The 24765-nt window shown below is 49.2% G+C and carries 23 protein-coding genes; 14 read left to right on the plus strand and 9 right to left on the minus strand.

Going from position 1 to position 24765, the window contains the following annotated elements:
* The first annotated feature begins 105 nt into the window (after positions 1–105).
* A complete protein-coding gene (locus H6F72_RS04865) occupies positions 106–1533 on the plus strand; it encodes a folylpolyglutamate synthase/dihydrofolate synthase family protein (RefSeq protein ID WP_190432377.1) in 1428 nt (475 codons plus the stop codon).
* Here the strand turns inward: H6F72_RS04865 and H6F72_RS04870 are convergent.
* Together H6F72_RS04870 and purT are read right to left on the minus strand one after the other, a co-directional pair.
* Positions 1530–2828, minus strand: coding sequence for a sugar ABC transporter substrate-binding protein (locus H6F72_RS04870; protein ID WP_242016790.1), 1299 nt, complete (start codon positions 2826–2828; stop codon positions 1530–1532). The genes H6F72_RS04865 and H6F72_RS04870 overlap by 4 nt on opposite strands.
* Before the next feature lie 58 nt (positions 2829–2886).
* Entirely contained in the window at positions 2887–4110 is a 1224-nt protein-coding gene (gene purT, locus H6F72_RS04875; protein WP_190432379.1) for a formate-dependent phosphoribosylglycinamide formyltransferase, read from the minus strand.
* Positions 4111–4805: 695 nt separating this feature from the next.
* Here purT and pilM point away from each other — a divergent pair.
* From pilM to H6F72_RS04915, 8 genes are all read left to right on the plus strand, one after another.
* Entirely contained in the window at positions 4806–5915 is a 1110-nt protein-coding gene (pilM, locus tag H6F72_RS04880) for a type IV pilus assembly protein PilM (RefSeq protein ID WP_190432381.1), read from the plus strand.
* Between the two features lie 4 nt (positions 5916–5919).
* Entirely contained in the window at positions 5920–6705 is a 786-nt protein-coding gene (locus H6F72_RS04885) for a PilN domain-containing protein (protein WP_190432382.1), read from the plus strand.
* Positions 6702–7442 carry a pilus assembly protein gene (locus H6F72_RS04890; protein WP_190432383.1) on the plus strand — a complete coding sequence of 247 codons (741 nt, stop codon included), beginning with the start codon at positions 6702–6704 and terminating at the stop codon, positions 7440–7442. The genes H6F72_RS04885 and H6F72_RS04890 overlap by 4 nt, the downstream gene beginning before the upstream one ends.
* 67 nt (positions 7443–7509) lie before the next feature.
* Positions 7510–9951 (plus strand): AMIN domain-containing protein, encoded by a 2442-nt coding sequence (locus tag H6F72_RS04895; RefSeq protein ID WP_370527445.1) that lies wholly within the window; start codon positions 7510–7512, stop codon positions 9949–9951.
* Positions 9952–10031: 80 nt separating this feature from the next.
* A complete protein-coding gene (locus tag H6F72_RS04900) occupies positions 10032–10796 on the plus strand; it encodes a pentapeptide repeat-containing protein (protein WP_255527303.1) in 765 nt (254 codons plus the stop codon).
* Positions 10797–11077: 281 nt separating this feature from the next.
* On the plus strand, positions 11078–11362 hold the full coding sequence (locus tag H6F72_RS04905) for an HU family DNA-binding protein (RefSeq protein WP_190432385.1): 285 nt from the start codon (positions 11078–11080) through the stop codon (positions 11360–11362).
* 26 nt (positions 11363–11388) lie between these two features.
* The gene (cobD, locus tag H6F72_RS04910; RefSeq protein WP_190432386.1) at positions 11389–12468 is read left to right on the plus strand and encodes a threonine-phosphate decarboxylase CobD; all 1080 of its coding nucleotides are present in this window, start codon (positions 11389–11391) and stop codon (positions 12466–12468) included.
* A 66-nt stretch (positions 12469–12534) separates the two neighbouring features.
* Complete coding sequence (locus tag H6F72_RS04915; RefSeq protein WP_190432388.1) at positions 12535–14001, plus strand: NAD(P)/FAD-dependent oxidoreductase; 1467 nt, start codon at positions 12535–12537, stop codon at positions 13999–14001.
* Between the two features lie 19 nt (positions 14002–14020).
* Here H6F72_RS04915 and dcd read toward each other — a convergent pair whose 3' ends face one another.
* Positions 14021–14620: a dCTP deaminase gene (gene dcd, locus H6F72_RS04920; protein WP_190432390.1), complete on the minus strand. Its 600-nt coding sequence runs from the start codon at positions 14618–14620 to the stop codon at positions 14021–14023.
* 128 nt (positions 14621–14748) lie between these two features.
* Complete coding sequence (locus H6F72_RS04925; RefSeq protein ID WP_190432392.1) at positions 14749–15330, minus strand: P-loop NTPase family protein; 582 nt, start codon at positions 15328–15330, stop codon at positions 14749–14751.
* A gap of 313 nt (positions 15331–15643) precedes the next feature.
* Between H6F72_RS04925 and H6F72_RS04930 the strand changes: the two genes are divergently transcribed.
* Both H6F72_RS04930 and rph read left to right on the plus strand, forming a co-directional pair.
* A complete protein-coding gene (locus H6F72_RS04930) occupies positions 15644–16192 on the plus strand; it encodes an adenylate kinase (RefSeq protein ID WP_190432394.1) in 549 nt (182 codons plus the stop codon).
* 87 nt (positions 16193–16279) lie between these two features.
* Complete coding sequence (gene rph, locus H6F72_RS04935) at positions 16280–16999, plus strand: ribonuclease PH (protein WP_190432395.1); 720 nt, start codon at positions 16280–16282, stop codon at positions 16997–16999.
* Positions 17000–17176: 177 nt separating this feature from the next.
* Here the strand turns inward: rph and H6F72_RS04940 are convergent, their stop codons facing one another.
* The gene (locus tag H6F72_RS04940; RefSeq protein WP_190432396.1) at positions 17177–17392 is read right to left on the minus strand and encodes a hypothetical protein; all 216 of its coding nucleotides are present in this window, start codon (positions 17390–17392) and stop codon (positions 17177–17179) included.
* A 641-nt stretch (positions 17393–18033) separates the two neighbouring features.
* On the opposite strand from H6F72_RS04940, the gene bchB reads away from it, so the two are divergent.
* From bchB to H6F72_RS04955, 3 genes are all read left to right on the plus strand, one after another.
* A complete protein-coding gene (gene bchB / locus H6F72_RS04945; RefSeq protein ID WP_190432398.1) occupies positions 18034–19560 on the plus strand; it encodes a ferredoxin:protochlorophyllide reductase (ATP-dependent) subunit B in 1527 nt (508 codons plus the stop codon).
* An 84-nt stretch (positions 19561–19644) separates the two neighbouring features.
* The gene (locus H6F72_RS04950) at positions 19645–19878 is read left to right on the plus strand and encodes a hypothetical protein (RefSeq protein ID WP_190432400.1); all 234 of its coding nucleotides are present in this window, start codon (positions 19645–19647) and stop codon (positions 19876–19878) included.
* Positions 19875–20216, plus strand: coding sequence for a type II toxin-antitoxin system PemK/MazF family toxin (locus H6F72_RS04955; RefSeq protein WP_190432402.1), 342 nt, complete (start codon positions 19875–19877; stop codon positions 20214–20216). Before H6F72_RS04950 ends, H6F72_RS04955 begins: the two co-directional genes overlap by 4 nt.
* Before the next feature lie 22 nt (positions 20217–20238).
* Here H6F72_RS04955 and H6F72_RS04960 read toward each other — a convergent pair whose 3' ends face one another.
* The 4 genes from H6F72_RS04960 to pgl all read right to left on the minus strand — a co-directional run bounded on the left by H6F72_RS04960 (position 20239) and on the right by pgl (position 24197).
* Positions 20239–20937, minus strand: a complete 699-nt coding sequence (locus H6F72_RS04960; protein WP_190432404.1) for a lecithin retinol acyltransferase family protein — start codon at positions 20935–20937, stop codon at positions 20239–20241.
* A 44-nt stretch (positions 20938–20981) separates the two neighbouring features.
* Positions 20982–22403, minus strand: a complete 1422-nt coding sequence (locus H6F72_RS04965; protein ID WP_190432406.1) for an FHA domain-containing protein — start codon at positions 22401–22403, stop codon at positions 20982–20984.
* Between the two features lie 253 nt (positions 22404–22656).
* Positions 22657–23421, minus strand: a complete 765-nt coding sequence (locus H6F72_RS04970) for an FHA domain-containing protein (protein ID WP_190432407.1) — start codon at positions 23419–23421, stop codon at positions 22657–22659.
* A gap of 59 nt (positions 23422–23480) precedes the next feature.
* Positions 23481–24197, minus strand: coding sequence for a 6-phosphogluconolactonase (gene pgl, locus H6F72_RS04975; RefSeq protein ID WP_190432409.1), 717 nt, complete (start codon positions 24195–24197; stop codon positions 23481–23483).
* Positions 24198–24765: the final 568 nt, after the last annotated feature.

Raw genomic sequence — 24765 nt, forward strand, 5'->3', positions numbered from 1 at the left:
ACTTTAAAGCAACGTCTTAACTAGCTAGGAAACAGAGCTGCAAAAATCAGGATGATGGTTGGGCAGCTAATGTCATCCTGTAAAGTAACGGTTCCTGGTTTGGCAATGAATCCGATTAAGCAAGCGAGTGATGCAGGTCAACCTAATGACAAAAGGCAGGCAGTCAATGTGGAGGCTCTGCTCAACCGTTTTGGTTATTTTGGGGTGCATTTGGGCTTAGAACGCATCCAGCGACTTTTGGCGGAATTGGGTGATCCGCACCAGCAGATTCCGATTATTCATGTGGCGGGGTCGAATGGGAAAGGCTCTGTCTGTGCTTACCTGTCAGCCGTGTTGACCCAAGCTGGGTATCGCGTGGGGCGCTATACCTCGCCGCATTTGGTCGATTGGTGCGAGCGAATTTGCTTGAATGAGCAACCCATTGCACCGGAAGCATTGGAGCAAGTTTTGCGACAAGTCGAGGCAGCGATCGCCCCAGACCAGCCTTCTCCCACACAATTTGAAGTCATTACTGCGGCCATGTGGTTGTATTTTGCCCAACAGCAAGTGGAGATTGCCGTGGTTGAAGTGGGCTTAGGAGGGCGCTTGGATGCCACGAATGTTTGCGATCGCCCCCTAGTCAGCGTCATCACCTCGCTCAGCCGCGAGCACTGGCAACGCCTCGGCCCCACTCTCGCCGACATTGCCAGAGAGAAAGCAGGGATTCTTAAGGCTGGCTGCCCTGCGGTAATTGGCCCCTTACCCCCAGAGGCGCAGGCTGTCGTCGAAAAACGAATTGCGGAACTGAACTGTCCGGCTGTTTGGCCGCAACCTGCCATAGAAACTCAACCCGGTTGGGCCGAAGTCGCTAGCATCCCAAATTGGTTCCAATCAAAAGCCAAAAGCCAAAAGCTAAAAGCCAAAATCGAATATTCGTTGCCGCTCCCCGGTGCGGTGCAATTGAGTAATTCCGCTTTAGCGATCGCTGCATTGCAAATTTTGCAGCAGCAAGGCTGGGAGATTTCCGATGCAGCGATTGTGAATGGCATCGCTAAAACGCAATGGCCTGGACGGCTGCACTGGCTAACTTGGCGCGGTCACCGTTTGCTGGTAGATGGGGCACATAATCCGGCAGGAGCCCAAGCTTTACGGCAGTATATCGATCGGCATGGCGACCAACCGGGAGAGGTGTATGGCGATCGCTCTGTTGTGTGGGTGGTGGGCATGATCGGCACTAAAGATCATGAAGAGGTGCTCGAAGCTTTGCTGCGCCCTAACGACCAGCTCCATTTAGTCCCAGTTCCAGACCATGAGCCTGTGGATCTTGATCGGTTAGCGGATTTGGCCCAGCAGCGGATTTGTCCTCAGTTAGTCGCCTGCGAAACTTATGCCGATCTGGAGTTGGGGCTACAAGCGGCTACCCAAAACGCCAAAGGGGTAGGCAATCAACCTACCCCCGGTGCTTTAGTGGTGTTAGCTGGTTCGCTTTATTTGTTGGGTGACTTCTTTAAGCGATTCCAGGCTGATTTGGGTTCTAATTTGGGTGCTATTTAGGCTCCTCTCCGCTGATTCCAATTTGTTTCGGCATCCGCGATCGCCTGATCGATGGTTTTCTCACCCAACATCGCCGCCTGCAAATTGTCGTAAATGGTTTTTTGCAGTTGCTTCACATCCTTCATAGCTGGAACCAACACTTCTGCATCTTTTAGCTGGCCTGCACTGATAGAGCGAGCTTTATCTACCGGAGTGGCGTTGGTGGGCAGAGTTTTGAAGTAGCTATCTTCTAGGGCCTGTACGGTGGAAGGCAGCACATTGGCTTCCTTCGCAAAAACCAATTGATTGTCATTGTTGGTGACATACAACGCAAACTTCACGGCTGCGTCAGGATGCTGAGTATCGCGAGGAACGACTAAATTCATCACAGCCACATTTTTCTTGCCAGTGTCCCCGGTGATTTGCGGAGCAGAGGCAGAAGCTTGAGCCACAGCAGGAGCATTTTTAGCGATCGTATTCAGGAATTCTGGACCAGAAGCCAAGATGGCAGTTTCACCTTGCTGATACAAGTCGATCGCGTGGCGGTGTCCTTGGGTCAGCACTTCACGAGGCAAAGCCCCGTTCTTGTACAGATCCACCCAATATTGGAAAGCAGCCTTGCCTTGAGGCGTATTAAAGGCGGCTTTACCTTGCTCATCAACTAACTGAACCCCCATCTGCACAAACGACTCCATCACCTCGCCAGAGTCTTCTGGGACCACCGTGGCAAAAAAGGCGTACTTGCCTGTTTTGTCTTTGATTTGTTTAGCGACTGTAGCTAGTTCAGCGTAGGTGGTCGGTGGCTGGCTCACTCCTGCTTGCTTCAACAAATCGGTGTTGTAGATCGCAACTCGCGTCGTTAAATACCAAGGAATCCCAAAGCTTTGATTATTCAGCGTGCTGGCTTTCCAAATATTGGGGAGGTACTGCTGGCGCACTTCGGCGGGAATTTTTTCATCCAAGTTTAACCAGGCATCGCGAGCTGCAAGCTGAGAGGCAAAGCCCGGATTTAGGTTGACTACATCGGGGGCAGTTTTGGCGGAGACAGCGGTGAGAATCTTGCTCTCCATCGCCGTCCAAGGCACATCCACCCAGCGCACTTTGATATCAGGATTTTCCGTTTCAAACTTACCAATCAGTTGGTTGAAATAGTCGGTAAATTGAGGCTGCAACTGCATGGTCCAGAACTCAATTTCTTGCTTAACCCCGGCAGTTTGGTTGTTTCCAGAGTTGGAAGGGCCTGTGCCACAACTCACTAGCCAACTCAAAAGCAAGCCCAGCAAGGCAAAAATGCCAAATTGTCTCCAGCGTCTCATTCTCATAATTTCATAACGGTCGAGTATTGCCCAATCTACTGCTTCAAAGTAGCCACTACTACACCACAACTTTGACGGCAGCCGCACAAGCTTTGGCTCGTTCTCTGGCTTCGTCGGTTGTGGCTCCTAAAGCCAAAGCAACGCCCATGCGTCGTTTCTGGTGACACGAAGGTTTACCAAAAATGCGAACTTTGCTCGTGGGGACTTGCAAGGCAAGATCAATGCCTTCATAGCGGGGGTTGTCTCCCGTCTCGGACGCTAAAATCACTGCCGAAGCTCCGGGCCGAATCAACTCAATCTCACCAATCGGTAGCCCAGCGATCGCCCGCACATGCAGCTCAAACTCCGACATATTTTGGCTAATCATCGTCACCATCCCTGTGTCGTGGGGGCGAGGGCTGACCTCACTGAAGTAAACCGTTTGCGCTCCTGCCGGATCACCTTGAATAAACAGCTCCACACCAAAAATGCCCCAACCACCTAAAGCTTCGGTGATTTGACGACCGATGGCGTGACATTGCTCTAGCGTGTCTGGGTTCAGCGGGCAAGGTTGCCAAGATTCCCGGTAATCACCATCGACTTGAATGTGTCCGATTGGAGGACAAAAGTGAGTCCCATCTATAGCCCGCACCGTCAGCAAGGTAATTTCCGTATGAAACTCGACAAACCCTTCGACAATGATGCGGCGATTCTGGGCGCGTCCCCCCGACTGCGCGTATTGCCAAGCAGCATCAATTTCAGCCTCAGTTCGGACAATACTCTGCCCCTTTCCCGAAGAACTCATGACAGGCTTGACGACACAAGGCAGTCCCAGTTCCGCGATCGCTTGCCGATATTCTGCCTCGCTATCGGCAAAACGGTAAGGCGAAGTCTTCAAGCCTAACTCTTCCGCTGCTAGCCGCCGAATGCCTTCGCGATTCATGGTTAAGTTGGTTGCCCGTGCGGTAGGAATCACCCGCCAGCCTTCTTGCTCTAGCTCTACTAGGGTAGCGGTGGCGATCGCTTCCACTTCTGGCACAATCCAATCCGGTTCTTCGCGCTCAATTAAGTGCCGCAGCTTGGGGCCATCTAACATATCCACTTCATAGGATCGATGCGCTACTTGCATCGCGGGAGCGTGGGCATAGAAATCAACTGCAATGACTTCCAACCCCAGCCGCATCGCTTCGATCGCAACTTCCTTGCCCAACTCTCCAGAGCCTAGCAGCATGAGGCGTCGCCCACTAGAGGTTAAGGGAGTTCCCCAAACTTGGCTTTCCTGGCGTGATGGCACAGCATTCATAATTTAACCGTCTGTATTTTTCTCTTTTTTATATATACTTTCATGCATCCCGTTCTAACAGACGGGTGCTCAGGGGTCGCTCTACGCTTTTTCGCTGCTTACACAGCTCAAAAGGACATTGTCTAGCTTGGCGGGAACAATTAACCATAAGACAGCCATCACTTAGTGGTTTGCTAAAGAGGAAAATACCTATTCGGTTGATGGGTTATCCTCAAATCGTGATGGGTTGATCAGCCGGATGAATCCTATTCCATCAGTACGAGTTAACTCAATTTTTGAAGAGGTGTACGCAATTTTCACAATTGTGTGTAATATCGCTGGTAAGTTGAGTTGGATTGAGATCAACGCAAGCGAACTGTCCCCTTGCTTGGTTCCCCAAAAAAACCAAACTTTTGGAAAGTTCAAAACGAGCTTATTGGGGATGAAAGCCAAAAACATTAGGAGAAAAAAACAGCCGTTTTCTTTTCTTTAGTGAATGGTGTTGCTGTAAATGATGTTTTCACCCGAAGACGCAACCAGCAATCTAGGAGCAGTTCACTCTTTGTTGATGATATTTTTTAAGGTTTGTATCCTTCTAAGCAGCATGGTAATTCTGCAATAAATTGGTTACCATACATCGGCATCCATCTCACTACAGCCCTTGTCTCTGGCCTCACCCAACTAACTAAACTGATACGACTGAGTGGATAAATGCTGTGGTTAACACATTGAAAGGTCTATTTTCAAAGCGTACGAAAGGGGTTGGTATAGAGATCACCCCCGAACGAATTAACATTGCCCAAGTGCGGAAGCAGGGACAGGCATTCAAACTAGTCACGCTGTCATCTGTAGAGGTGCCAGAGGGTATATTTCAGGAGGGCCAAATTGCTGACCCGACTGCGATGGCTGGCTTGATTCAATCCGCCTTGGCTGAAAATAAAATTAAAGTAAAGCGTGCAGCAACAGCGATCCCGGCGCGAGAAGCAGTCACCCGATTGATCCCAGTTCCAGCGGAACTGGATGATCGCGAACTCCGGGAAATGGTCTTGAATCAAGAGGCTGGTCTTTACCTGACCTTCCCCAGAGAAGAGGCTGATGTTGATTACCAAAAGCTGGGCTTCTTTGTAGATGAGGATGGCATTGAAAAGGTTCAAGTTTTGCTCGTCGCCACGCGCAAGGAAGTGACAGATACTTACCTCAGCACTTTTGAGCAGGCGGGCTTGCAACTGGACGTTTTAGAAACCAGCAGCTTCGCTTTGATTCGGACAATTCGAGAGCAACTGCGGCAGTTTGCCCCTCAAGAAGCAGTGGCGATCGCCGACGTTCAGTTTGAAAGTACAGAAATTTCTATTGTGGTGGATGGCGTCCCCCAGTTTTCCCGCACCGTCCCGATTGGCACGTTCCAAATTCAGAGTGCATTGAGTCGAGCGATGAACCTGCCTCCTAGCCGCAATACTGATTTGTTGCAAGGCATGACGATCCCAATTACTCCCACCGATACTATTGGTGGCACGACTAAAATGGGGGGTACCAATCCAGGTACGGCTGCCATGCTAAGAGTTCTGGGAGAACTAGCAGATGAGCTGCGTCGTTCTATTGACTTCTATCTCAATCAAGGTGAGAACTTGGAAGTGGCGCAACTGCTCTTGGCAGGACCAGGAGGTGGAATTGGTCAGTTAGATGAATTTTTTACTCAACGACTCAGTTTGCCTGCAAGCCAGGTTGATCCAATTGCAGCGCTTTCACTAGAGGTTGATCAGGAAATTCCCTTAGTTCAGCGACCTGGATTAGGGGTGGTGCTAGGCCTAGGATTGCGGGAGATCTGAACTCATGTATAGTCTTGATGTTAATTTTCTCAATGACCGACCGGAGTATCGACCAGATGTAGGAGGTGGGCCATCTCGGCCTAAAGCGGCTCCTGGTAGCTTGGTGCCCTTGTTCCTAGGGGTGGCAACGGGTGTTTTTCTCCCTGCTGTTGTTCTCGTTTTGTGGTTAGTGCTGCAAAACAAAAATGCAGAGCTACAAACTCGAATTGATCAGCTCAATGTACAACTGGGCGAATTGCAAAGAGCGGATGAAAAGGTAGCTGCAATTAATGCTCAAGCGGGTCAAATTAAGGCTGAGACTGACGCCTTGGCTACAGTCTTCAATCAAATTAAGCCTTGGTCTGCCATGTTGCAGGATATCCGCGATCGCGTTCCAGCCGGTGTACAAGTCAGCAACATTCAGCAGACTGATGCCCCTGCTGCGACTCCTCAAAGTCCAAATCCAGCTCCCAAAGTTGAGATTTCAGGCGCAGCTCGCTCCTTTAATGATGTTAATGATTTCTTGCTAACCCTACAGAAATCCCCTTTTCTCAAGGCCAGCGAAACACAGCTAGTCGGTGCTGACTTAAGGGATAACCCAACTCAAATTGAGGTTCGGCAAGATCGCACACCTCAATCTTCTACACCAGACGTTCAAGTGAAGCTACCACAAGTAGTGGTTTATAAAATTCAAACTAGCTTAAGTGATGTCCCTGCTTCTGAATTGCTCCGAGAACTGGATCGCAAGGGTGCTGTGGGGTTAGTCACTCGGATCAGAACGCTTCAACAAAAAGGAGTCATTCAACCATGACTATCAGTGGAGATTTTGTCCCTTCCGACGGCAGAGACTTTGGCTCCGAGCCTGCCTATCCTACAATCTTCGGCATTGCCTTAACTCCCACCATTAGTGGTGTTTTGGTAGCGGTTTTAGGCATTGGGGCATCTGCATATCTATTGCTCAATCAAGTTCAGCCAGCTTGGAATACCTACCAAACCCTTCAAGCTGAAGCTGAGCAAAAGGAAAACCAAATTCAACAACGGGGTAATATCCAGAAAAAAATTGATACCGCAAACAAAAATTTAGAGCAGGCGAAACAGCGCAGGACAGAAGTTTATGCTTTGTTCGCTGATGAGAGAACGTTAGACACTCTACTGCTTGATCTCAATCGTCTAGTTAATGCCAGAAAAGCCAAGTTAAGCAGTTTCACACCTGCTCCAGAACCTGCAACTGTAGTCAGTGATGGTTCCTTAGGGCCTGCGGTCAATGGCAAGCTTAAGCGCAAAGAGATCACGGTTAACTTAGAAGGCAACTACGAACAAACTCAGTCGATTATGCGAAGTGTGGAGCGATTACAGCCGCTCTTGCTAGTTAAGAGCTTTAACTCTCAACTAGATCAGTCAACCCAGAAAATTACCGTTGATCGTCGGGGTCGTCTGCTTCCGGTTGGTCGGCCTGAGACTAACTTAAAAACATCCTTTAAGCTACAGGCATTATTGCCGTTGAGTTCAGAGGAAGCGGCAGCAGCGGCAAAACCGCCTGCTCAGTAACGTTGATGGCTTTTGAGTGTGGAGCCAAGACAAGGTTGAGATTTCCATTTTTTGAGAGGAGGGAACTGTGAAGCATCATCTCGGATTGAGCAGTCTATACATTGGTGGGGCCGTCATGGTGATGGCTGCTCAGCCTGTATGGGCTGCTCCAGCAACGCAAGTGACTGGTGTAAAAGTTAATCCCACGAGCGGTGGGGTAGAGGTTGTATTAGAGACTCGCAATGGCGCGCGTCCACAAGTTTTTACTGTCAGTCGAGGCAATAGTTGGGTTGCTGATGTAATCAACACCCAACTGCGTTTGCCTCAAAGTGAGAGTTTTCGTCAAGATAATCCTGCACCTGGGATTAGTTCTGTCGTAGTGCTACCCCTAGATACCAATAGTGTGCGAGTGATCGTGGCGGGTCAAGGCGCAGCTCCCGCAGGACAAGTAGCTCAGCGCGATCGCGGCGGCTTGCTCTTTAGTCTTACACGCCCAGCCGGAAGCGAAACAGCTCAAGCAGCTCCAGCTCCTACAGCCCAGCCTGGTACAGCTACCCAATCAGCCCCTGCCCCAGTGCCCCCCGCCCCTGCTGCAGATGTGCTCGTTCCTAACCCCAAAATTACAGTAGATGGGGTGCCAGTACCACCACAAAGTCCGAATGTAGCGCCTCCATTCTTGCCTAGAGCCGTAGCACCTCCGGTAGGTGATATTTCTATTTCTAATATTGATGCCTCTGCTACCGAAATTGATTTGGGTAGTGCAGAAAGAGTGCCTCGCCTAGTGCTCAGAGATGCGCCAGTTCGTGAAGTACTATCTTTGTTGTCCCGGGCAGCGGGGCTTAACCTGGCTTTTACAGGAGAGAGCGCTGGGACAGGTACAGGTACTCAAGGCCAAGGACAACAAGGAACAGCGGCTGCTGGAGCTGGAGGACCAACAATTTCGTTGGATATTGAAAACGAACCAGTCCAAAATGTATTCAACTATGTTTTGCGGCTGAGTGGATTAGAAGCGAATCGGTCTGGTAACACTATTTTTGTGGGTCCTAGACTACCTAATGAGGCTCGTGATGTCACGATTCGGACCTTCCGCTTAAATCAGGTGAGTGCAGAACAGGCTTCTGGCTTTCTAGTTAGTATGGGAGCCGAAAGTGCCGTCACTGTGACTCAGCCAGTAACTACGGTCAATGCCATTCCTGTGCAGGGAGCAGAAGGGGCACCACCTATTACTCAAACGAGCACAACGAATCAAACAGTTGTGAATACGTTGCGCATCGATCCACAAGACTCAAGCCCACTTTTGCGAGGTTTGCAGGTATTAGTCGATACTCGCTTAAATACAATCACCTTAGTTGGAGCTCGTCGTTTGGTTGATGTTGCATCCTCGCAACTCGTTCAGCTAGATTTACGACGTCGGCAAGTTGCCGTCAACGTCAAAATTGTTGATGTTAATCTCGCAGGGACTGATAGCTATAACAGCAGCTTCTCCTTCGGAATTAATGACAGCTTCTTTACAAACGATAATGGAGCTGCGAGTCTGAATTTTGGTGGAGTTAATCCACCCACAAGAGCTCAAGCAACAGGAAGCCCGCTGAGCCCACCTGTAGTTGCAAACCCGCTTAGCGGCCAGCCCTTCCTTGATCCAAATAGCAGTGTGCCAATTCCTGGAACCGACCCAGGCACGATCATCATTGATCAGCGCACCGGTAGTGTAAGGCGTGTCCAAGGTCGAGGTGCAGCAGGTTTCTTTAGACCGATCCCACCCGTTTCTACCGATCCTTTACAACCTGGCTTTTCCGAAATTACTCCCGCAACTGACAATGTCGTTACCATTGCTGCGGATGGGACTGCTAGCGTAACGCAAGGTACTCTTGGAACCGCAGTTGCGGCACTGCCCAGCTTATTTAGATTCCCGAGGAGATTTCTATCTCTACTGCAAGCTCAGGTAACGAGTGGTAATGCCAAAATATTGACTGATCCAACTCTTGTAGTGCAGGAAGGACAAACAGCAACCGTGAATTTGACGCAGCAGGTAGTTGGTAATGTCACCCAAACTACAACAACAGGTGACAATCCACTCATTACTACAACTGCTGATATTCAAGAGGCGGGCCTTATTCTAGGGGTTAATGTTGAGCGAATTGATGACAATGGCTTCGTTTCTCTATCGGTTTCTCCCCGTGTAAGTGCCATTGGTGGAACGGCAAGAGTTGGTCAGCAGGAAATTGCTTTACTTGCGGAACGCTCACTGAGTTCGGGAACTATCCGTCTGCGTGATGGCCAAACTCTAATTCTCTCAGGTATTATTCAAGACCAAGAGAGGACAACCGTTAGCAAGCTGCCAATTTTAGGAGATCTGCCAATTATTGGTGCTTTATTTAGGAGCACGAATCGTCAGAACCAAAGGGCTGAAGTAATCGTTCTGCTGACACCTCAAATTATGGATGACTCTGATCGCTCCGCCTACGGGTATAACTATACTCCTAGCCCAGATGTGCGTCAGATTCTAGAACGAGGTAATCGTCGTAACTAAACTGAATCAATAATTCAGGCACCCAAGTATGAGAGTACTTTGGGTGCCATTCGTTTTATAAAAACACAATGATTAAGTGTATGAAGGCTTGGATCTTCGTTACGGTCGTCTTGTCTACTCCAGTGTGGAGCGGAACTCTGCTAACAAGGGCTGAGAATTCTGATCACCTTAGGCAACTGTTATCAACAAAGCAATGCCAAAAGTGTGACTTGAGTGGAGCTGGCTTAGTATTGGCGGATTTATCTAATGCTGATCTTAGAGAGGCGGACTTAAGTGGCGTCAACCTAAGCCGAGCAAACTTGACGAATGCTAACTTGAGCGGTGCCAAACTATTGGGGGCAAGCCTATTTGGTGCCAATTTAGGTGGTGCTAATCTACGTGGTGCTGACTTGGGTTCTGCTGATTTGAGAACCGCTTACTTGTGGAATGCTGATCTGCAGAATGCTAATTTAATTAATACACTCCTCAAAGGATCTATTGGGCTGGCAGCCTCTGCTGTGACTGCTGAAGAGGTCTATAAATGGGCGCTCGAAGAAGCTCAAGTTAGTAACCACGGAGTAGCGGTTGATTACTACAATCAAGCCTTGATTCTGAAGCCAGACTTTGCTCCAGGCTACTTAGGGCGTGCAATTTCTCGGTATCGTTTAGGTGATGGGTCAGGCGGTATTCAAGATGCGCAATACGCTGAGCGACTGTTTACGCATCAAGGTAATCTGCAAGGTTCTCAAACTTCTCAAGCTTTGATTAAGGAGATACAAACTCCTCCTAAATCGGCGAAGCAAGGTGGAGGAGGGGGAGGGTTACTTAGCATTCTAGGTTCTGTATTACAACTTTTTCTATTTTGAAAATAAGCTAGGCTACTCGATTTGACCTTTTTTGGGTACAAAGTTGTGTTTACTCAGCCAGCTTGGTGAGTCTAATTACCTAAAAAATCCTGAGATCTATATATCTTAAAGGTTTCAACGATCCATATTAGGCGAGTACACCTTAGAATAAGGCATTGAAAATTCGAGTCTGCGGGACTTTCAGCCATTTTGGCTGAGTTCTTCTCGGATGATCACTCTACAATCTCACCTGGAGATTAGGACAGTAATATCTATCTTCTTAAAAAAGGAGATTCAAACGCATGAATAAAGGTGAATTAGTTGACGCGATCGCCGATAAGGCGAGTGTGACCAAAAAGCAAGCAGATGCGGTCTTGACTGCGGCTTTGGAAACCATTGTTGAAGCGGTTTCTACAGGCGATAAAGTCACGCTAGTCGGCTTTGGCTCTTTTGAGTCACGGGAGCGCAAGGCTCGTGAGGGACGCAATCCCAAAACGGGTGACAAAATGGAAATCCCAGCGACCAAAGTTCCTGCCTTCTCGGCAGGTAAGTTATTTAAGGAGAAGGTCTCGCCTCCCGAAAAATAGCTACTTTTCACTAGTGAGGCCGCTCTTTGAGCCGTCCAATCCACGGGGGGAACTTAGCTTGGGCAGCAGCGCTGGCGGGCTGTCCCCCTGCTGCTATTCTTGATTTCTCTGCCAGCATTAATCCTTTAGGCCCCCCTGAGTCTGCGATCGCGGCAATTCAAGCTCACTTATCTGAGCTGACGGCTTATCCTGATCCAGACTACGCTCAACTCCGAGCCGTTCTGGGTCAGGCTCATAGCTTACCTGTAGACTGGCTCTTGCCAGGCAATGGTGCTGCTGAGTTGTTGACTTGGGCCTGTAGAGATTTATCTGCGCTGGGGGTGACTGGCTTAATTACCCCCGCGTTTAGCGACTATGGGCGAGCCCTAAAAGCATTTAACAGTTCTGTGCTTGAGTGCCCGTTCGATAATTTTGGTTTGCCAGTTTTGGATGTTGGGTCAGTCATTGAACCCCTAACATCCAAAATTGCTTCCCAGACCAGGGGCTTGTTGATTAATAACCCTCACAATCCGACTGGACAGCTATTTTCCAGAGAAAGTATTCTGCCATATTTAGAGCAATTTGCTTTGGTGGTGGTAGATGAAGCCTTTATGGACTTCTTGCCGCCAGAGCAGCAGCAAAGCTTGATTGAGGTGGTGCAGAAATATCCCAATCTGGTAATTTTGCGATCGCTCACCAAGTTCTACAGTTTGCCTGGTTTGCGCTTAGGCTATGCCATTGCTCACCCAGAGCGCTTAAGGCGCTGGCAGCAATGGCGAGACCCTTGGCCTGTGAATGTACTAGCGGCGGCAGCAGCGGCAGCGGTGGTTCAGGATATAACGTTTCAGGCACAGACTTGGGCTTGGTTGCCAGTAGCGCGATCGCATCTTTACCAAGGTTTGGCTCAGTTACCAGGATTGCAACCTTACCAGGGGGCTGCGAACTTTTTACTCGTGAAGTCGGAGCAGTCCACTGTAGAAGTGCAAAAGAATTTGTTGTTGTGTGAGCAGATTTTGATTCGGGAGTGTGTCAGTTTTCCTGAGTTGGGCGATCGCTACTTTCGAGTTGCGGTTCGTACGGAGGCTGAAAATCAAAGGTTAATCACAGGGTTGGCTAAGATTCTTTAGAGAGTGCTTGTGTTAGGCAGCGTGTCTAACGCCTCATCCAAATCAATCTGGTGAACGACTAAAAGCATGTCAGTTGAATACGATTTGGTGGTGGTTGGCGGCACACTTGCGGGTGGCTATGCGGCAAGGATGGCTGCTGAGTTCAAAGCGCGAGTTGCTTGGGTCGTGCCGGAAGACTGGGGAAATCAGGGCTTAGCCTCTGAGTGGATTTCCCATGCTGCTCTAGCTCATTTAGGCGAGATGACAGAGCAGGTCTACCAGAGCCGACAATTAGGGTGGTTGGGGCAGACAATCGAGGCTGGAGCTTCGCCTGGGTCTGTGCAGTGGTCTGGGGTTGAGCAATGGCTGCAACAGGTTGCGAGTAACTGGGAAGAGCAAAACTCACCCACAATTTTGTCTGCGCTGGGAGTTGAGATGATTTTTAGCGCGGGGCAGTTTTGCCGTCGGCCTCGGTTTGCTTTCACTGTCAGCGATCGCTTGATCCGAGCTCGATCCTATCTATTGGCTTTAGAGAGCCACCCCTTCATTCCAGACATTCCGGGGCTGAGCAGTGTGGGATTTTTGACTACCACTGGCTTTCCTCAGGCGATCGCTAACCAAGCAATGCCCGAAACAGTGGTGATTTTAGGCAGTGATCCGACCGGAATTGAATTGGCTCAAACTCTAACACGCTTGAATATTCAGGTGACGTTGGTGCTGGGAAGCGATCGCATTTTGCCCCATGAAGATGCAGAAGTGGCGTTTTTGTTGCAAGCGCAGTTGGAAGCCATAGGCGTTCGGATTTTGACGAATACGCTAGTGGCTCAGGTGAGAGAGATCGAGCAGAAAAAATGGGTGCAAGCAGGCAATCAGGCGATCGCGGCAGATGAGATTGTGGTGGCAATGGGACAGCAACCGCAGGTGGAGTCGCTTAATTTAGAGGCGGCAGGAGTCGAATGGTCATCGCAGGGAGTTTGGTGCAACCAAAAACTGCAAACTACAAATCCACGAGTTTATGTCTGTGGCAACTCGATCTCAGGTTATCTGGCTCCTCACGTAGCCCAGTATGAAGCAGCGATCGCCCTGAAAAATGCCCTCTTTTTCCCGCGCCACAGCGCCAACTACCAAGGAATTCCCACAACGCTAGCTACTGATCCAGCCTTGGCCCGAGTGGGTTTGACAGAGCCAGAAGCTAGACAACGTTACGGCAAGGATGTCTTGGTTTTACGGCAAGACCTCAAAAGTTTGGCGCTGGCGCAGATTCGGGCTGAAACTACCGGATTGTGTAAGTTGGTGGTGCATCGCAATGGGTCGATTCTGGGAGCCCATATTTTGGGATCAGAGGCGAGTGAGCTGATTGCTGTGATGGCTCTAGCCATGCGCCAGAATCTAAAGATTGACGCGATCGCTGACTTAGCCGTTCCTTCTCCCACGTTTGCTGAAATCCTGAGCCAAACGGCAACGGCATGGCAACTGCACCGCTTTAAGCACAACTCCATGTGGCAAAACTTTTTGGAAGCTTGGTTAAATTTCCGGCGATCGTGGTCTTCTTAGAGCTGCGTTCACCGATGTTTTAGACCCGTGCCAGCGTTACGGCTTCTGGTTGGTCTTGATATTTACCGCGACGAGTTTCGTAGTTAACCGCGCAAGGCTCACCTTCTAAAAATAGGAGTTGTACCACACCTTCATTGGCGTAAATGCGGCAGTCAGCACTGGAAGAGTTAGAAAACTCTAGAGTCAGGTGCCCACGCCAGCCAGCTTCCGCAGGGGTCAGGTTAGCGATGATGCCTGCTCTGGCATAGGTTGACTTGCCAATGCAGATTACCGTGGCATTGGTAGGAACTTCCAGCCGTTCTAGCGCTACCCCCAAGGCATAGGAGTGAGCAGGCAACACAAAATAGCTGCCATTATTGTCTGTATGGAGCTTAGTTGGCTCTAAATTTTCTGGGTTGAAATTCTTTGGATCAATCACCGTGCCCGGGATGTGGCGGAAGATGCGAAACTCAGCAGGTGATAAGCGAATGTCGTAGCCGTAGCTTGAGAGGCCATAGCTAATCACAGGGCGAATTGCTAAGTTGGCATCTCCAGAGACTTCCCGAATCAACTGCGGCTCAAAAGGCGTAATCATGCCCTTTGCAGCCATTTCTGTAATCCATGTGTCGTTCTTAATCATCCCGCTTCCCCCAAATCCGAATCCCATGTTTCCCAAAGCAGAGTTAAATTACACCCATCGCAGTCACTAGGGCAATATTCTGTGCTAATTTGTGACTTCTCACTGACTTCTAACTAATAGTTGTGAGCCTAAGGTTGGTGGCTGCGGCGGAGTTCTGTGATTTGATCAGCAACATCTAAGATGGCTGGAGGCATTTCTGGCCCCGTCAAAATCACATCTACATGGCTAGGCCGCTTCTGTAAGAAAGCCAGCACTTCTGTTTCTGGAATTAAGCCAAAGTTGATCGCTAAACTTAATTCATCCAAGACAACCAAATCGTAGTTGCCCTGCATCACCACTGATTGGGTATGATGCCACAAATCTAGAAGCGATCGCATTTCAGCTTCGTCTAGATGAGGCGTGTCGATGCAGCGGGGTAAATCGCAGCGAATCCAGTCGAGGTTTTGCCCTAGCCGTACCGGATGCTCATGCCCTTGGCCAATACCACCTTTGAGAAACTGCACCACTAAAACTGATGTGCCTTGCCCAGCGATTCGGAGCGCTTGTGCCATCACACTTGTGAAAAAGCTGCGATGCGAACAAGTGAAAACCTGTACCAATCCTTCGATCGCGTGGGGGAAGCGGCGACTGACTTCTGCAACAGTTCGACGTTCTCCAAGACCTTGCGTTTTGAGGGAATTTAGGGCTGGGGTTTCAATTTGGGAAACCATAAGGCAGGTCACGATCCAGTCAGGACTTTAAAGCGAGCAGTTCAGGCAGTAGATGCAGCGTAGAAAGCGAAATATAGCGTAGATTGCTCCGAACTCCCCTCATCAAACACTAGATGTGTGAGTCCGTCAATAGTCGTTTGTGGGTGCATTTCTATTAAGCCAAGTCTAAGCTTAGAAAGCATCTAGAGCAGGACAGAGCTAGAGAAGCTTAATGAAGCTCCATGAATCTTGGGGATTGCTGCCAAAATTTATCGTTTCTCACGAACTTCAGCTAATAATGAGAAAAACTGGCAGCAGGTAGGAGTATAGGGCCGTGAGATTGGTGATTCTGGGTGGGCCAGGCGCAGGCAAAGGAACTCAAGCTCAGCACCTCTGCCGTCATTTTGAGATTCCCTTAATTTCCACAGGAGAGATGTTGCGACAGGCGATCGCGGCTCAGACTCCCCTCGGTCAGCAAGTCCAAGCTTTTGTTGAAAAAGGCGAACTGGTCCCTGACGAAACCATGATTCAACTAATGCGGCAGCGACTGCTGCAAGCCGATACGAGCCGAGGTTGGCTCTTAGAAGGGCATCCCCGCACCGCTTTTCAAGCCGAGGAACTAGATTTTCTTTTGGAAGACTTAAATCAGCACCTGAACCAAGCAATCTGGCTAGACGCGCCGGATAATGTGTTGATGCGCCGCTCGATCGCTCGACAACGCAGCGACGATACGCCAGAGGTGATCCAGCACCGAATTGAGTCATTCCGAGACTACACCATGCCGATGTTGGACTATTACGAACACCGCGATCGCTTACTCAAAATCAACAGCAACCAATCTATCGAACAAGTGCATCAGGAAATTTTGCAGCACCTACAATGATCGGCAGGATGCTGCAAACCACAACTGCTGTATCCTAACTGATGCGTTTGAGGCAAAGGCGTGAATTCAGAAGGGCTCCTTACAAAAATGGCATTCCAGCGTACCGACGGTCGCCAACCTGACCAACTGCGTCCCATCAGCTTCGAGCGTCACTTCACCCGGTTTGCTGCCGGCTCCGTGTTGACCCGTTGTGGCGATACCCAAGTTCTTTGTACGGTCACCATTCAACCCAAAGTACCCAGATTTTTGGAAGGCAAAGGTCAAGGTTGGCTGACCGCAGAATACCGCATGCTGCCCGGTGCCACTCCCCAACGTCACGAACGAGAATTTCTTAAGCTGTCTGGGCGCACTCAAGAAATTCAGCGCTTAGTTGGCCGTAGCTTACGGGCTGCCCTCGATATGGAAGCCTTAGGCGAACGCACAATCACGATTGATGCAGATGTCTTGCAAGCCGACGCTGGCACCCGCACCACCGCCATCACTGGAGGCTTTGTCGCCCTCCAAGACGCGATCGCCCAACTAATCCAAAAAGGCGACCTAGAGCGATCGCCCATCCGCCACCAAATCGCCGCAGTCTCCGTCGGTTGGCTAGAAGACCAACCCATCCTCGACCTCAACTATGTAGAAGACGTAGCCGCCAAAGTAGACCTCAACGTCGTCCTCAACGACCAGCTCGGCGTCATCGAAGTTCAAGGCACCGCCGAAGAAGGAGCCTTCAGCCGCACCCACCTCAATCAAATGCTAGACCTAGCCGAAAAAGGCATCCAAGAGTTGTTTGAAGCCCAACGCCAAGCCTTAGTGGATTGAGGAGGGCGAATCGCAAATTTTATTTTTGATTCTTCAGCTTCATAGTGGTGGGGTAGTCATCATGTAACCACCCTAGGGTAACCTTGAAGAATAAAAAGAAGAAGCGGAGTACATCAGCATCTATACTCCGCTTCTTCTTAGAGAAGAATTTCCTTTTGATATTTTGAGAGACTCGGATTAGGCGTTATTCCAACCAAGGGAGTTAGATGTCGCTTCAATAGCTGAATCGTGTCTCCCCCAACCTTCATCAATTGTTTGTCCGACAGCCTCACAGGCTGCATCATGTCTTTCCCAGCCTTCCTCTTCATTCTCAATAAGTTTTCCCATAGCCCACTCGCCAGCTTTGCCACTTGCGCCAGTTAGAAAAGCACCTAAGATTGGATCAATCGGCATCCGAAATATCCCTGTAATGAATACCACTCTTAAAGTATGGCTTTCATAGTTTGTATTTTGGTGAAGCTAGTATAGAGAAATAGGAAGTTTTGATTAAATTAAAATGTGCTTAGAATTTATCTGAAGGGTTAAATCTTTCGCCAATAATGTATACAGCATCTTGACAATTGTGAGCTTTTAGTAATTTAAGTGATAAAACAAACCGAACTGTAAATATACTTAGGTCGATTGGTTTGATTAAAAGTTAAGAAAGATCCTAGTTTGTAGAAGGGACTAATAGCCCCATCAACGCTGATTTGTGCATACAACCGTTTTAAGCCAAATCACAAACAGTTAAAAATCATTGCGGCTTCTCTACCGATTAAGCCACACAAATAGCCCCTCCATCCCAAGACAGATAAGGGTTTGACGCGATCGCCCCACTCTCCTTAACCCCAATGTGCCTACACTCACCTTCCCGCCATCTTTGAGACAATCAAAAGCGACTCACACTATAAACCCATCACACCCCACGATTGCGATCGCTGAGCCGTTACTTCCTTGGTGCCAGAAGGTGTAAGAACTTTTTGCCAAAGGTTTTGACTTCTGCAATTTCCCTCAGCGGAGTGGTCGATGACAACCGAGATTAAGGGACACCGGATATGAAATTGGCTTACTGGATGTATGCAGGCCCCGCCCACATTGGCACCCTCCGCATTGCCAGCTCTTTCAAAAATGTGCATGGCATCATGCATGCTCCCCTAGGAGATGACTACTTCAACGTCATGCGATCGATGCTAGAGCGGGAGCGAGACTTTACCCCAGTAACCGCCAGCATCGTAGACCGCAACGTCTTGGCCCGTGGCTCTCAAGAAAAAGTAGTAGATAATATCACTCGCAAAGACGCAGAAGAGCATCCTGACCTGATCGTGCTGACTCCCACCTGCACCTCCAGCATTCTGCAAGAAGATCTGCAAAACTTCGTCGATCGCGCCCAAGAAGCCTCAGTAGCGGATGTTCTACTAGCTGACGTGAACCATTACCGCTTCAACGAAATGCAGGCTGCCGATCGCACCTTAGAGCAAATCGTGCAGTACTACATCGCGAAGGCCCGCAAAAAAGGCGACCTCCCGGAAGGCAAAACCGCCAAGCCCTCCGTTAACATCATTGGCATCTCTACCCTGGCGTTCCACAGCCACCACGACTGCACCGAGCTGAAGCGGTTGATGGCTGACTTGGGCATTGAGATCAACGAGATTATTCCAGAAGGAGCATCTGTTCTCAATCTCAAGAACCTGCCCAAAGCTTGGTTTAACTTGGTGCCTTATCGCGAACTCGGCTTGATGACAGCTCGCTACCTCGAAAAAGAGTTTGGCACTCCTTATGTAGACATCACGCCGATGGGTGTAGTAGAGACGGCGCGTTGTATTCGCAAGATTCAACAAGTCATCAACGCCCAAGGTGCAAACGTTGACTACGAAAACTTTATCAACGAGCAAACCCTGCATGTCTCGCAAGCGGCCTGGTTCTCTCGCTCCATCGACTGCCAAAACCTCACAGGTAAAAAGGCCGTAGTCTTTGGCGACAACACCCACGCCGCCGCCATGACCAAGATTTTGGCCCGTGAGATGGGGATTCAGGTAGTCTTAGCAGGCACCTATTGCAAGTACGATGCTGATTGGTTCCGTGAGCAGGTTAGCGAGTACTGCGACGAAATCTTGATTAGTGATGACAATGGCGCAATTGGAGATGCGATCGCCCGCTTGGAGCCTTCTGCCATCTTCGGCACCCAAATGGAGCGCCACGTCGGCAAACGCCTCGATATTCCCTGCGGTGTGATTGCGGCCCCCATCCACATCCAAAACTTCCCGATCGGCTACAAGCCCTTCCTTGGCTACGAAGGCACTAACCAAGTCGTCGATTTGGTCTACAACTCCTTCACCCTCGGCATGGAAGACCACTTGCTAGAAATCTTCGGCGGTCACGACACCAAGGAAGTCATCACCAAGGGCATCTCTGCCGACTCTGACCTCGGTTGGAGCCGCGATGGCCTAGCTGAACTGAACAAAATTCCCGGTTTTGTCCGTGGCAAGGTGAAGCGGAACACCGAAAAATTTGCCCGCGAACGTGGCATCGGCGAAATCACCGCTGAAGTTCTCTACGCAGCCAAAGAAGCGGTTGGTGCTTAGCAATTAGTAGTTAGCTATTAGCTTTTAGTTATTCTGGGGGTAGCCATTAAGGTTATCCCTTTTATTTTTGATAAGGTTTTTTAAATGACCGCTCGCGACCAAGTTAAGCAAGAAATCGATCGCCTCAATGAAGAACAGCTTAATCAAGTACAGGATTTTATTGCTTTTATTAAATTTCAAAATAGACGAACAATGAGTACTTTCAATGATAACCAGCTTGCTGATTTGTATAATGAATCCGCTGCAGAAGATCGAGAACTCGCTGAAGTTGGAATGAGCAGTTACGAAGAAATGCTGCAACAAGAAGACATCAGATGAACGTTAAGCGAGGCGAAGTTTGGCTAGCGGACTTAAACCCAACTCAAGGTTCTGAGCAGTCTGGTATGCGGCCAGTCAGTGTTTTTCAAAATGATTTGATTTCCAGATTTAGCACTACAGCGATCGCAATTCCATTAACAACCAAATTCCGCCATGCTTCTCTACCAACTTGTTTGCTAATCAGTCAGGGTGAAGGAGGTTTAGCTCAAGATTCAGTTGCTTTATGCCACCAAATGCGAGTTCTAGATAAAACTCGATTACAACGAAAACTGGGTGAGCTAGTGCCAGAGACATTAACGCTTCTGGAAAGCGTTGTATTTATGACTTTAGGGTATTGAATTCAGTCATCCCATAACTCACCTAACTGCTACTAATCGTCTGTCGCAACGGCAAACTATCACGCTTTAGTTGGGCCTTGAGAGTTTCTAGGTAATCGAGCTGGGATTTGTAGTCGGCGGCAGTTTTCTTCCATTGGACTTTACGATGGAGCGCAGCGCGGGCTAACTCTTCTCGGCCTTGTTTCAGAGCCGCTAGAGCCACACGGTGCCAAGTGTTCTCTTCTTTTTGGGCGTGTTGATACTGCGGTCGGAGGGTACTTTCTGCCGAAGCAATGTTGTCTAGAGCTTGGTGGTACAACTCCATCGACTTAGCAGGAGATGAATTGTCGATCGCCTCATTGATCAGCTTGTCAGTTCCAGGCAAGCTAATTCTGACAGCATCTAAGCCAAAATTGCGAAGTTGAGCACTTTCATTCACTCCGGTTTTGCACCAGGTGGTAAAGTGCTCACAATTGTTGGTCGTGAGATTGTAAGCTGATTCCCCAATGCGGCTCTCGGCTCGTTGTATTACCACATCGGGAAGATAGGAAGTGGTGTAGCGTTTCACATAGACGGGTTGCCCCATCGCAAACTCCGCCATTGAGGTGCGCGAAATCCGGGCAACTTCGGTTTTGCGGTAGTGAATCACTGTGCCGTCGCCACAGTCGATGCCGTGATGCTCATAGAGACCTGGTAGCCCCATGAACTCGCGCATCACGTAGATCTGATCTCCTCGTGCCATGAAATAAATATCCTGTCTAGAACTGCTGATCTGCCAACTCGATCCTAGACTGCAATTTCTGCGATCGCCGTTGCTACCTCACGCGCAGTTGTGTAGCGTTGTTCTGGCTGAGGATGGGTAAGCGTGCGAATGACGGGAATTAAGGCAGGCGGCAAGTCAGGGACATACTCAGCGTAGAGCCTCGCGCCTTGGTCGCGATGGCCGTAAAACAAACTAGGGTCTTCCCCGGTGAGTAAATAAATCAGGAGTGGGCCGAGAGGATATAAATCAGATGCGATCGATGTTTCACCTACTTCTTGCTCAGGGGCCATATACCCCGGTGTGCCAATGGGTTTACCAGGTTCGACTGCCGCAACCTTAACTGATCCAAACCCAATTAAAGCAATTTCATGGCCGCTGACTGGGATGGCTCGTCTGATTAAGTGCTGTGGCTGTATGTCTCGATGCAGAACTGGGGGCGTGAGATTGTGGAGATAGTCGAGCGCTTCACAAATTTCTGTCATCCAAGCGATCGCCTGGGCCAGAGGTATAGGACCACTCGCGGCGACATCTTGGGCTAAGCTGTGCCCGTAGATCAACTCCATCGCCAAATACGGCTGCCCCGATACGGCAAAAGTATTGATTAGCCGTGGCAACCCAGGATGATCAAATTGCTTGAGTAAATTGACTTCTTGCGCCAATAAGTCTTTAGCTTGCGGATGGTCCGACCATTCTGAATTTAAGGTTTTGAGCACGACGCTCTGCCCGTCTCGCCAAGCCCAGTAAGTAATGCCCATTTCGCCGTGATTCAGCGTCTGCAAGACCTGGTACTTGCCCAAAAGCTGCTGAATCTGAAGCGGTTCGCCACAATCTAGGCAAAAGCGTAGTTCTGGGCTAGCCCGCTGATGCTGACAACTTACCTTGGTGGCTGGAACTGGAGAGATTTTAGTAGGTTGAAGTTGCCGCTCTCCATCAACGGTGACAACCTTTCTTGCGCCCGTGGTTTGAGTAGAATCAGGCTCCTCCAACGGAGCGGGTAACCGCAAATGCGGAGGCACAGGAATCGTGCTGACTTGAGCGCTAGTCTCCTCTAAAACATCGCTAGCGTCTTCGTCTAGTTTGGTTCGTGCTTGTTGAGCCAAGGTACGCTCTCCAGAGAGCGTTTTAGGCAGTTCTTTCATTGCCTCCGCTCCAATGCGAATCTGAATATTCGGCCCAGAGCGGGCAAGCCGAATAATTACCCCATCAATGACAGGCGCGTGCGTGATGCGCTTGCCCTCTAAGTAAGTACCATTGGTTCCGATGCTGACAATTTCCCAACTAGAACCATTACGCCGCACTTCAACATGGTGACGCGACACTACTGCACTGTAGAGCACGACATGATTGTCCGTTGACCGCCCAATTCGAATCACTGGCTCTTGATCGAAGACCCAGGTTTGCACCGGAATATGCTGGAGAGGATGGAGGAGAGTCAGAGTAATCACACTGGCGATGCTAAGTCTGAAATAACAGAAGTATCGCAGCCGAGGCAGCAATAACTTTAGAGCTTTTCTATATCCTAATCCTAGGCGGCTTCAACTCAATTTCGTTGAGCAATTTTCCATCAATTGATGGTAGTTCAGAGTTGGCAAAGTGAGCAATTATTTGTTTTTTATTTGCAAACGCAGCCCAGAGGCTAGAGGGCTTACGTCGCTAGCTCTCTAATAATTTGAATTCGATAAAATTGTTAAGAAGTTATTAAGAAATCTGGAATAAAAAGGTGACTCGATCGCCCTTACCCAAAGAAATGCGATCGCCTGAGCGCAAACGATGACGGTTGCCCAAGGGGATCAGCATGTTGTTGATGTAGGTGCCATTAGAGCTACCCACATCCTCAATGTAGAACGCATCTCCCTCTACCCGAATATCCGCATGGATACGAGAGACGATTTCTGAGTCAGGAAACCCAGACACATCAATATCTGGAGGAATGCGATCGTTCCACTTGCCGATGTGGATGAGAGACAACTGGGGGGGCAATTCCAGAGGCGTATCGGTGCGTAAATGCAGTAGTTTGGCTGTCTGTTGTTGCAGCCGCGTGTGGGAGTCGCTAGAGACGACGGGAGATGGCACGGGAAAGTCACTTGCGAGGGGTGGCGGGAGCAATTCCTTGCCTAGTGATCCAGAGAGAGGCGCAACATCAGGCACACTGTTGCCTAATTCATTGCTCTCTGGCCCCAAAGAATTAGTGGTAAATAGATCTGACTGACTGGCTGAACTAGAGTTACCGGGTGTCGCTGCTCCTACAAATTCTACAAAGGAGGGCATGGAGGTTTCCTCAACACCCGGTAGTGGGGTATTGGTGCGTAGGTTAAAGCCACATTGACCGCAGAAATTAGCATCGGTCTGTACAGTTGCACCACAGTTGGAGCAGTTGGTAGTGGCAGGTAACGGGGTGTAGCAAGCCTCGCACTGCACTGCGCCTTCAGGATTTTGGTGGTTGCAATTGGGACAGACAATCATGAAAGTTTCTCTTCTGCCGAAATCATGCCAGGGGATAACCAGACAGCTAGTACTCAATCTTAACCATTTATGGCTTGTCCAGCGGCAGCGTCAAATAGCCACCAAAGTTCTCCTTGCGGTTGGACTAAGCGAGCCGGATAGGTCATGGCATCGGCTGTAGGGGCAAAAATTTCTTTGAGAGCAGCTTGCTTGTTGGCACCAGCCACTACAAACACAACGTATCTCGCGGCATTAATCAGGGGAGCAGTAAAGGTGAGGCGTGGCTGACCATCTTTATTTCCCACAGTAATCAGCCGATCTTGCACTTGCAGGGCTGCTGTATGCGGAAACAAAGATGCCGTATGTCCATCATCTCCTAAGCCCAAGAGAATCACATCCAAAGCAGGCAAGGCTTGACCCTGTAACACTTCTCGCAGGTGAGATTCGTAGTCTTGAGCCGCGATCGCCGGATCGGCAGCTTCAGTTGGCATTGGGTGAATATTCTCGGCAGGAATCTGGACGCGATCGAGCCAAGCTTTACGAGCCATCCCCTGGTTGCTGTCCGGGTGGTCAGCAGGAACGTAGCGCTCATCGCCCCAAAACACATGGATTTGGCCCCAAGGCAAATCTTGAGTCGCGAGAGCTTCGTATAGTGGCTTAGGTGTGCTGCCACCAGAAAGAGCGATAGTGCATCGTCCTCGCTCTGCGATCGCCGCTTGAATTTTTTCTACAACCACTTCCAGCGATCGCTGAATCAGAGCTGTGGTGTCTGGCAAAACTTCTACAATTTTGTTCATTGGTTTTTGATGAGGCAGGTCTATAGGCATGGTAGAGGTGATGCAGTTCTATCATGCTGGCATCAAGGATTTCTCAAATATTCCTTATGTATAAATAATTGAGCTTTAACCTAAATCAGCCTTGTTGGGTAGATACACAGCTTAGAGTTGCATAACTGTTTTTCCAGATTTGCAGGCTAGGGACCATCCGAGTATTAAGCATCACTCTTTAAACAGCTCCCAAATCTACCTAACTTACAAACTGCTAGTTAATTTTCTGTGTAACTAATATATTGACCTCTTAGATCAACCTAACTAGTCAGTGATATGGCACTATCTATCACTGACTAGTTAGGTTGAGTTTAGATAAATGGTTGCCAGTTATGGCGCGATCGCAGGAGGGAAATACTGTAACTAGAAACTTCCTAGTTGCATTTATAACAACGATCGCGCCCCTGTCAATACTTAGATAAATTAAAAAATGAATTATTAATGATTGCTTAAAGGCAATTTTAAGAGGAACTAAAAGTTACCTGAAAGAAGTAAATTGATTTGGAATTTAACCTGTTACGTATTTATAATTTCCTCT

This window comes from Trichocoleus sp. FACHB-46, from assembly GCF_014695385.1.
In the GTDB taxonomy this organism is placed as follows: Bacteria; Cyanobacteriota; Cyanobacteriia; order FACHB-46; family FACHB-46; genus Trichocoleus.

Bases quoted from the DNA above. Each gene is read 5' to 3' on its own strand.
- H6F72_RS04865 (WP_190432377.1), top strand. From the start codon at position 106: ATGAATCCGATTAAGCAAGCGAGTGATGCAGGTCAACCTAATGACAAA.
- H6F72_RS04870 (WP_242016790.1), bottom strand. From the start codon at position 2,828: ATGAGACGCTGGAGACAATTTGGCATTTTTGCCTTGCTGGGCTTGCTT.
- purT (WP_190432379.1), bottom strand. From the start codon at position 4,110: ATGAATGCTGTGCCATCACGCCAGGAAAGCCAAGTTTGGGGAACTCCC.
- H6F72_RS04885 (WP_190432382.1), top strand. From the start codon at position 5,920: ATGTATAGTCTTGATGTTAATTTTCTCAATGACCGACCGGAGTATCGA.
- H6F72_RS04890 (WP_190432383.1), top strand. From the start codon at position 6,702: ATGACTATCAGTGGAGATTTTGTCCCTTCCGACGGCAGAGACTTTGGC.
- H6F72_RS04900 (WP_255527303.1), top strand. From the start codon at position 10,032: ATGAAGGCTTGGATCTTCGTTACGGTCGTCTTGTCTACTCCAGTGTGG.
- H6F72_RS04905 (WP_190432385.1), top strand. From the start codon at position 11,078: ATGAATAAAGGTGAATTAGTTGACGCGATCGCCGATAAGGCGAGTGTG.
- H6F72_RS04915 (WP_190432388.1), top strand. From the start codon at position 12,535: ATGTCAGTTGAATACGATTTGGTGGTGGTTGGCGGCACACTTGCGGGT.
- dcd (WP_190432390.1), bottom strand. From the start codon at position 14,620: ATGATTAAGAACGACACATGGATTACAGAAATGGCTGCAAAGGGCATG.
- H6F72_RS04925 (WP_190432392.1), bottom strand. From the start codon at position 15,330: ATGGTTTCCCAAATTGAAACCCCAGCCCTAAATTCCCTCAAAACGCAA.
- rph (WP_190432395.1), top strand. From the start codon at position 16,280: ATGGCATTCCAGCGTACCGACGGTCGCCAACCTGACCAACTGCGTCCC.
- H6F72_RS04940 (WP_190432396.1), bottom strand. From the start codon at position 17,392: ATGCCGATTGATCCAATCTTAGGTGCTTTTCTAACTGGCGCAAGTGGC.
- bchB (WP_190432398.1), top strand. From the start codon at position 18,034: ATGAAATTGGCTTACTGGATGTATGCAGGCCCCGCCCACATTGGCACC.
- H6F72_RS04950 (WP_190432400.1), top strand. From the start codon at position 19,645: ATGACCGCTCGCGACCAAGTTAAGCAAGAAATCGATCGCCTCAATGAA.
- H6F72_RS04955 (WP_190432402.1), top strand. From the start codon at position 19,875: ATGAACGTTAAGCGAGGCGAAGTTTGGCTAGCGGACTTAAACCCAACT.
- H6F72_RS04960 (WP_190432404.1), bottom strand. From the start codon at position 20,937: ATGGCACGAGGAGATCAGATCTACGTGATGCGCGAGTTCATGGGGCTA.
- H6F72_RS04970 (WP_190432407.1), bottom strand. From the start codon at position 23,421: ATGATTGTCTGTCCCAATTGCAACCACCAAAATCCTGAAGGCGCAGTG.
- pgl (WP_190432409.1), bottom strand. From the start codon at position 24,197: ATGAACAAAATTGTAGAAGTTTTGCCAGACACCACAGCTCTGATTCAG.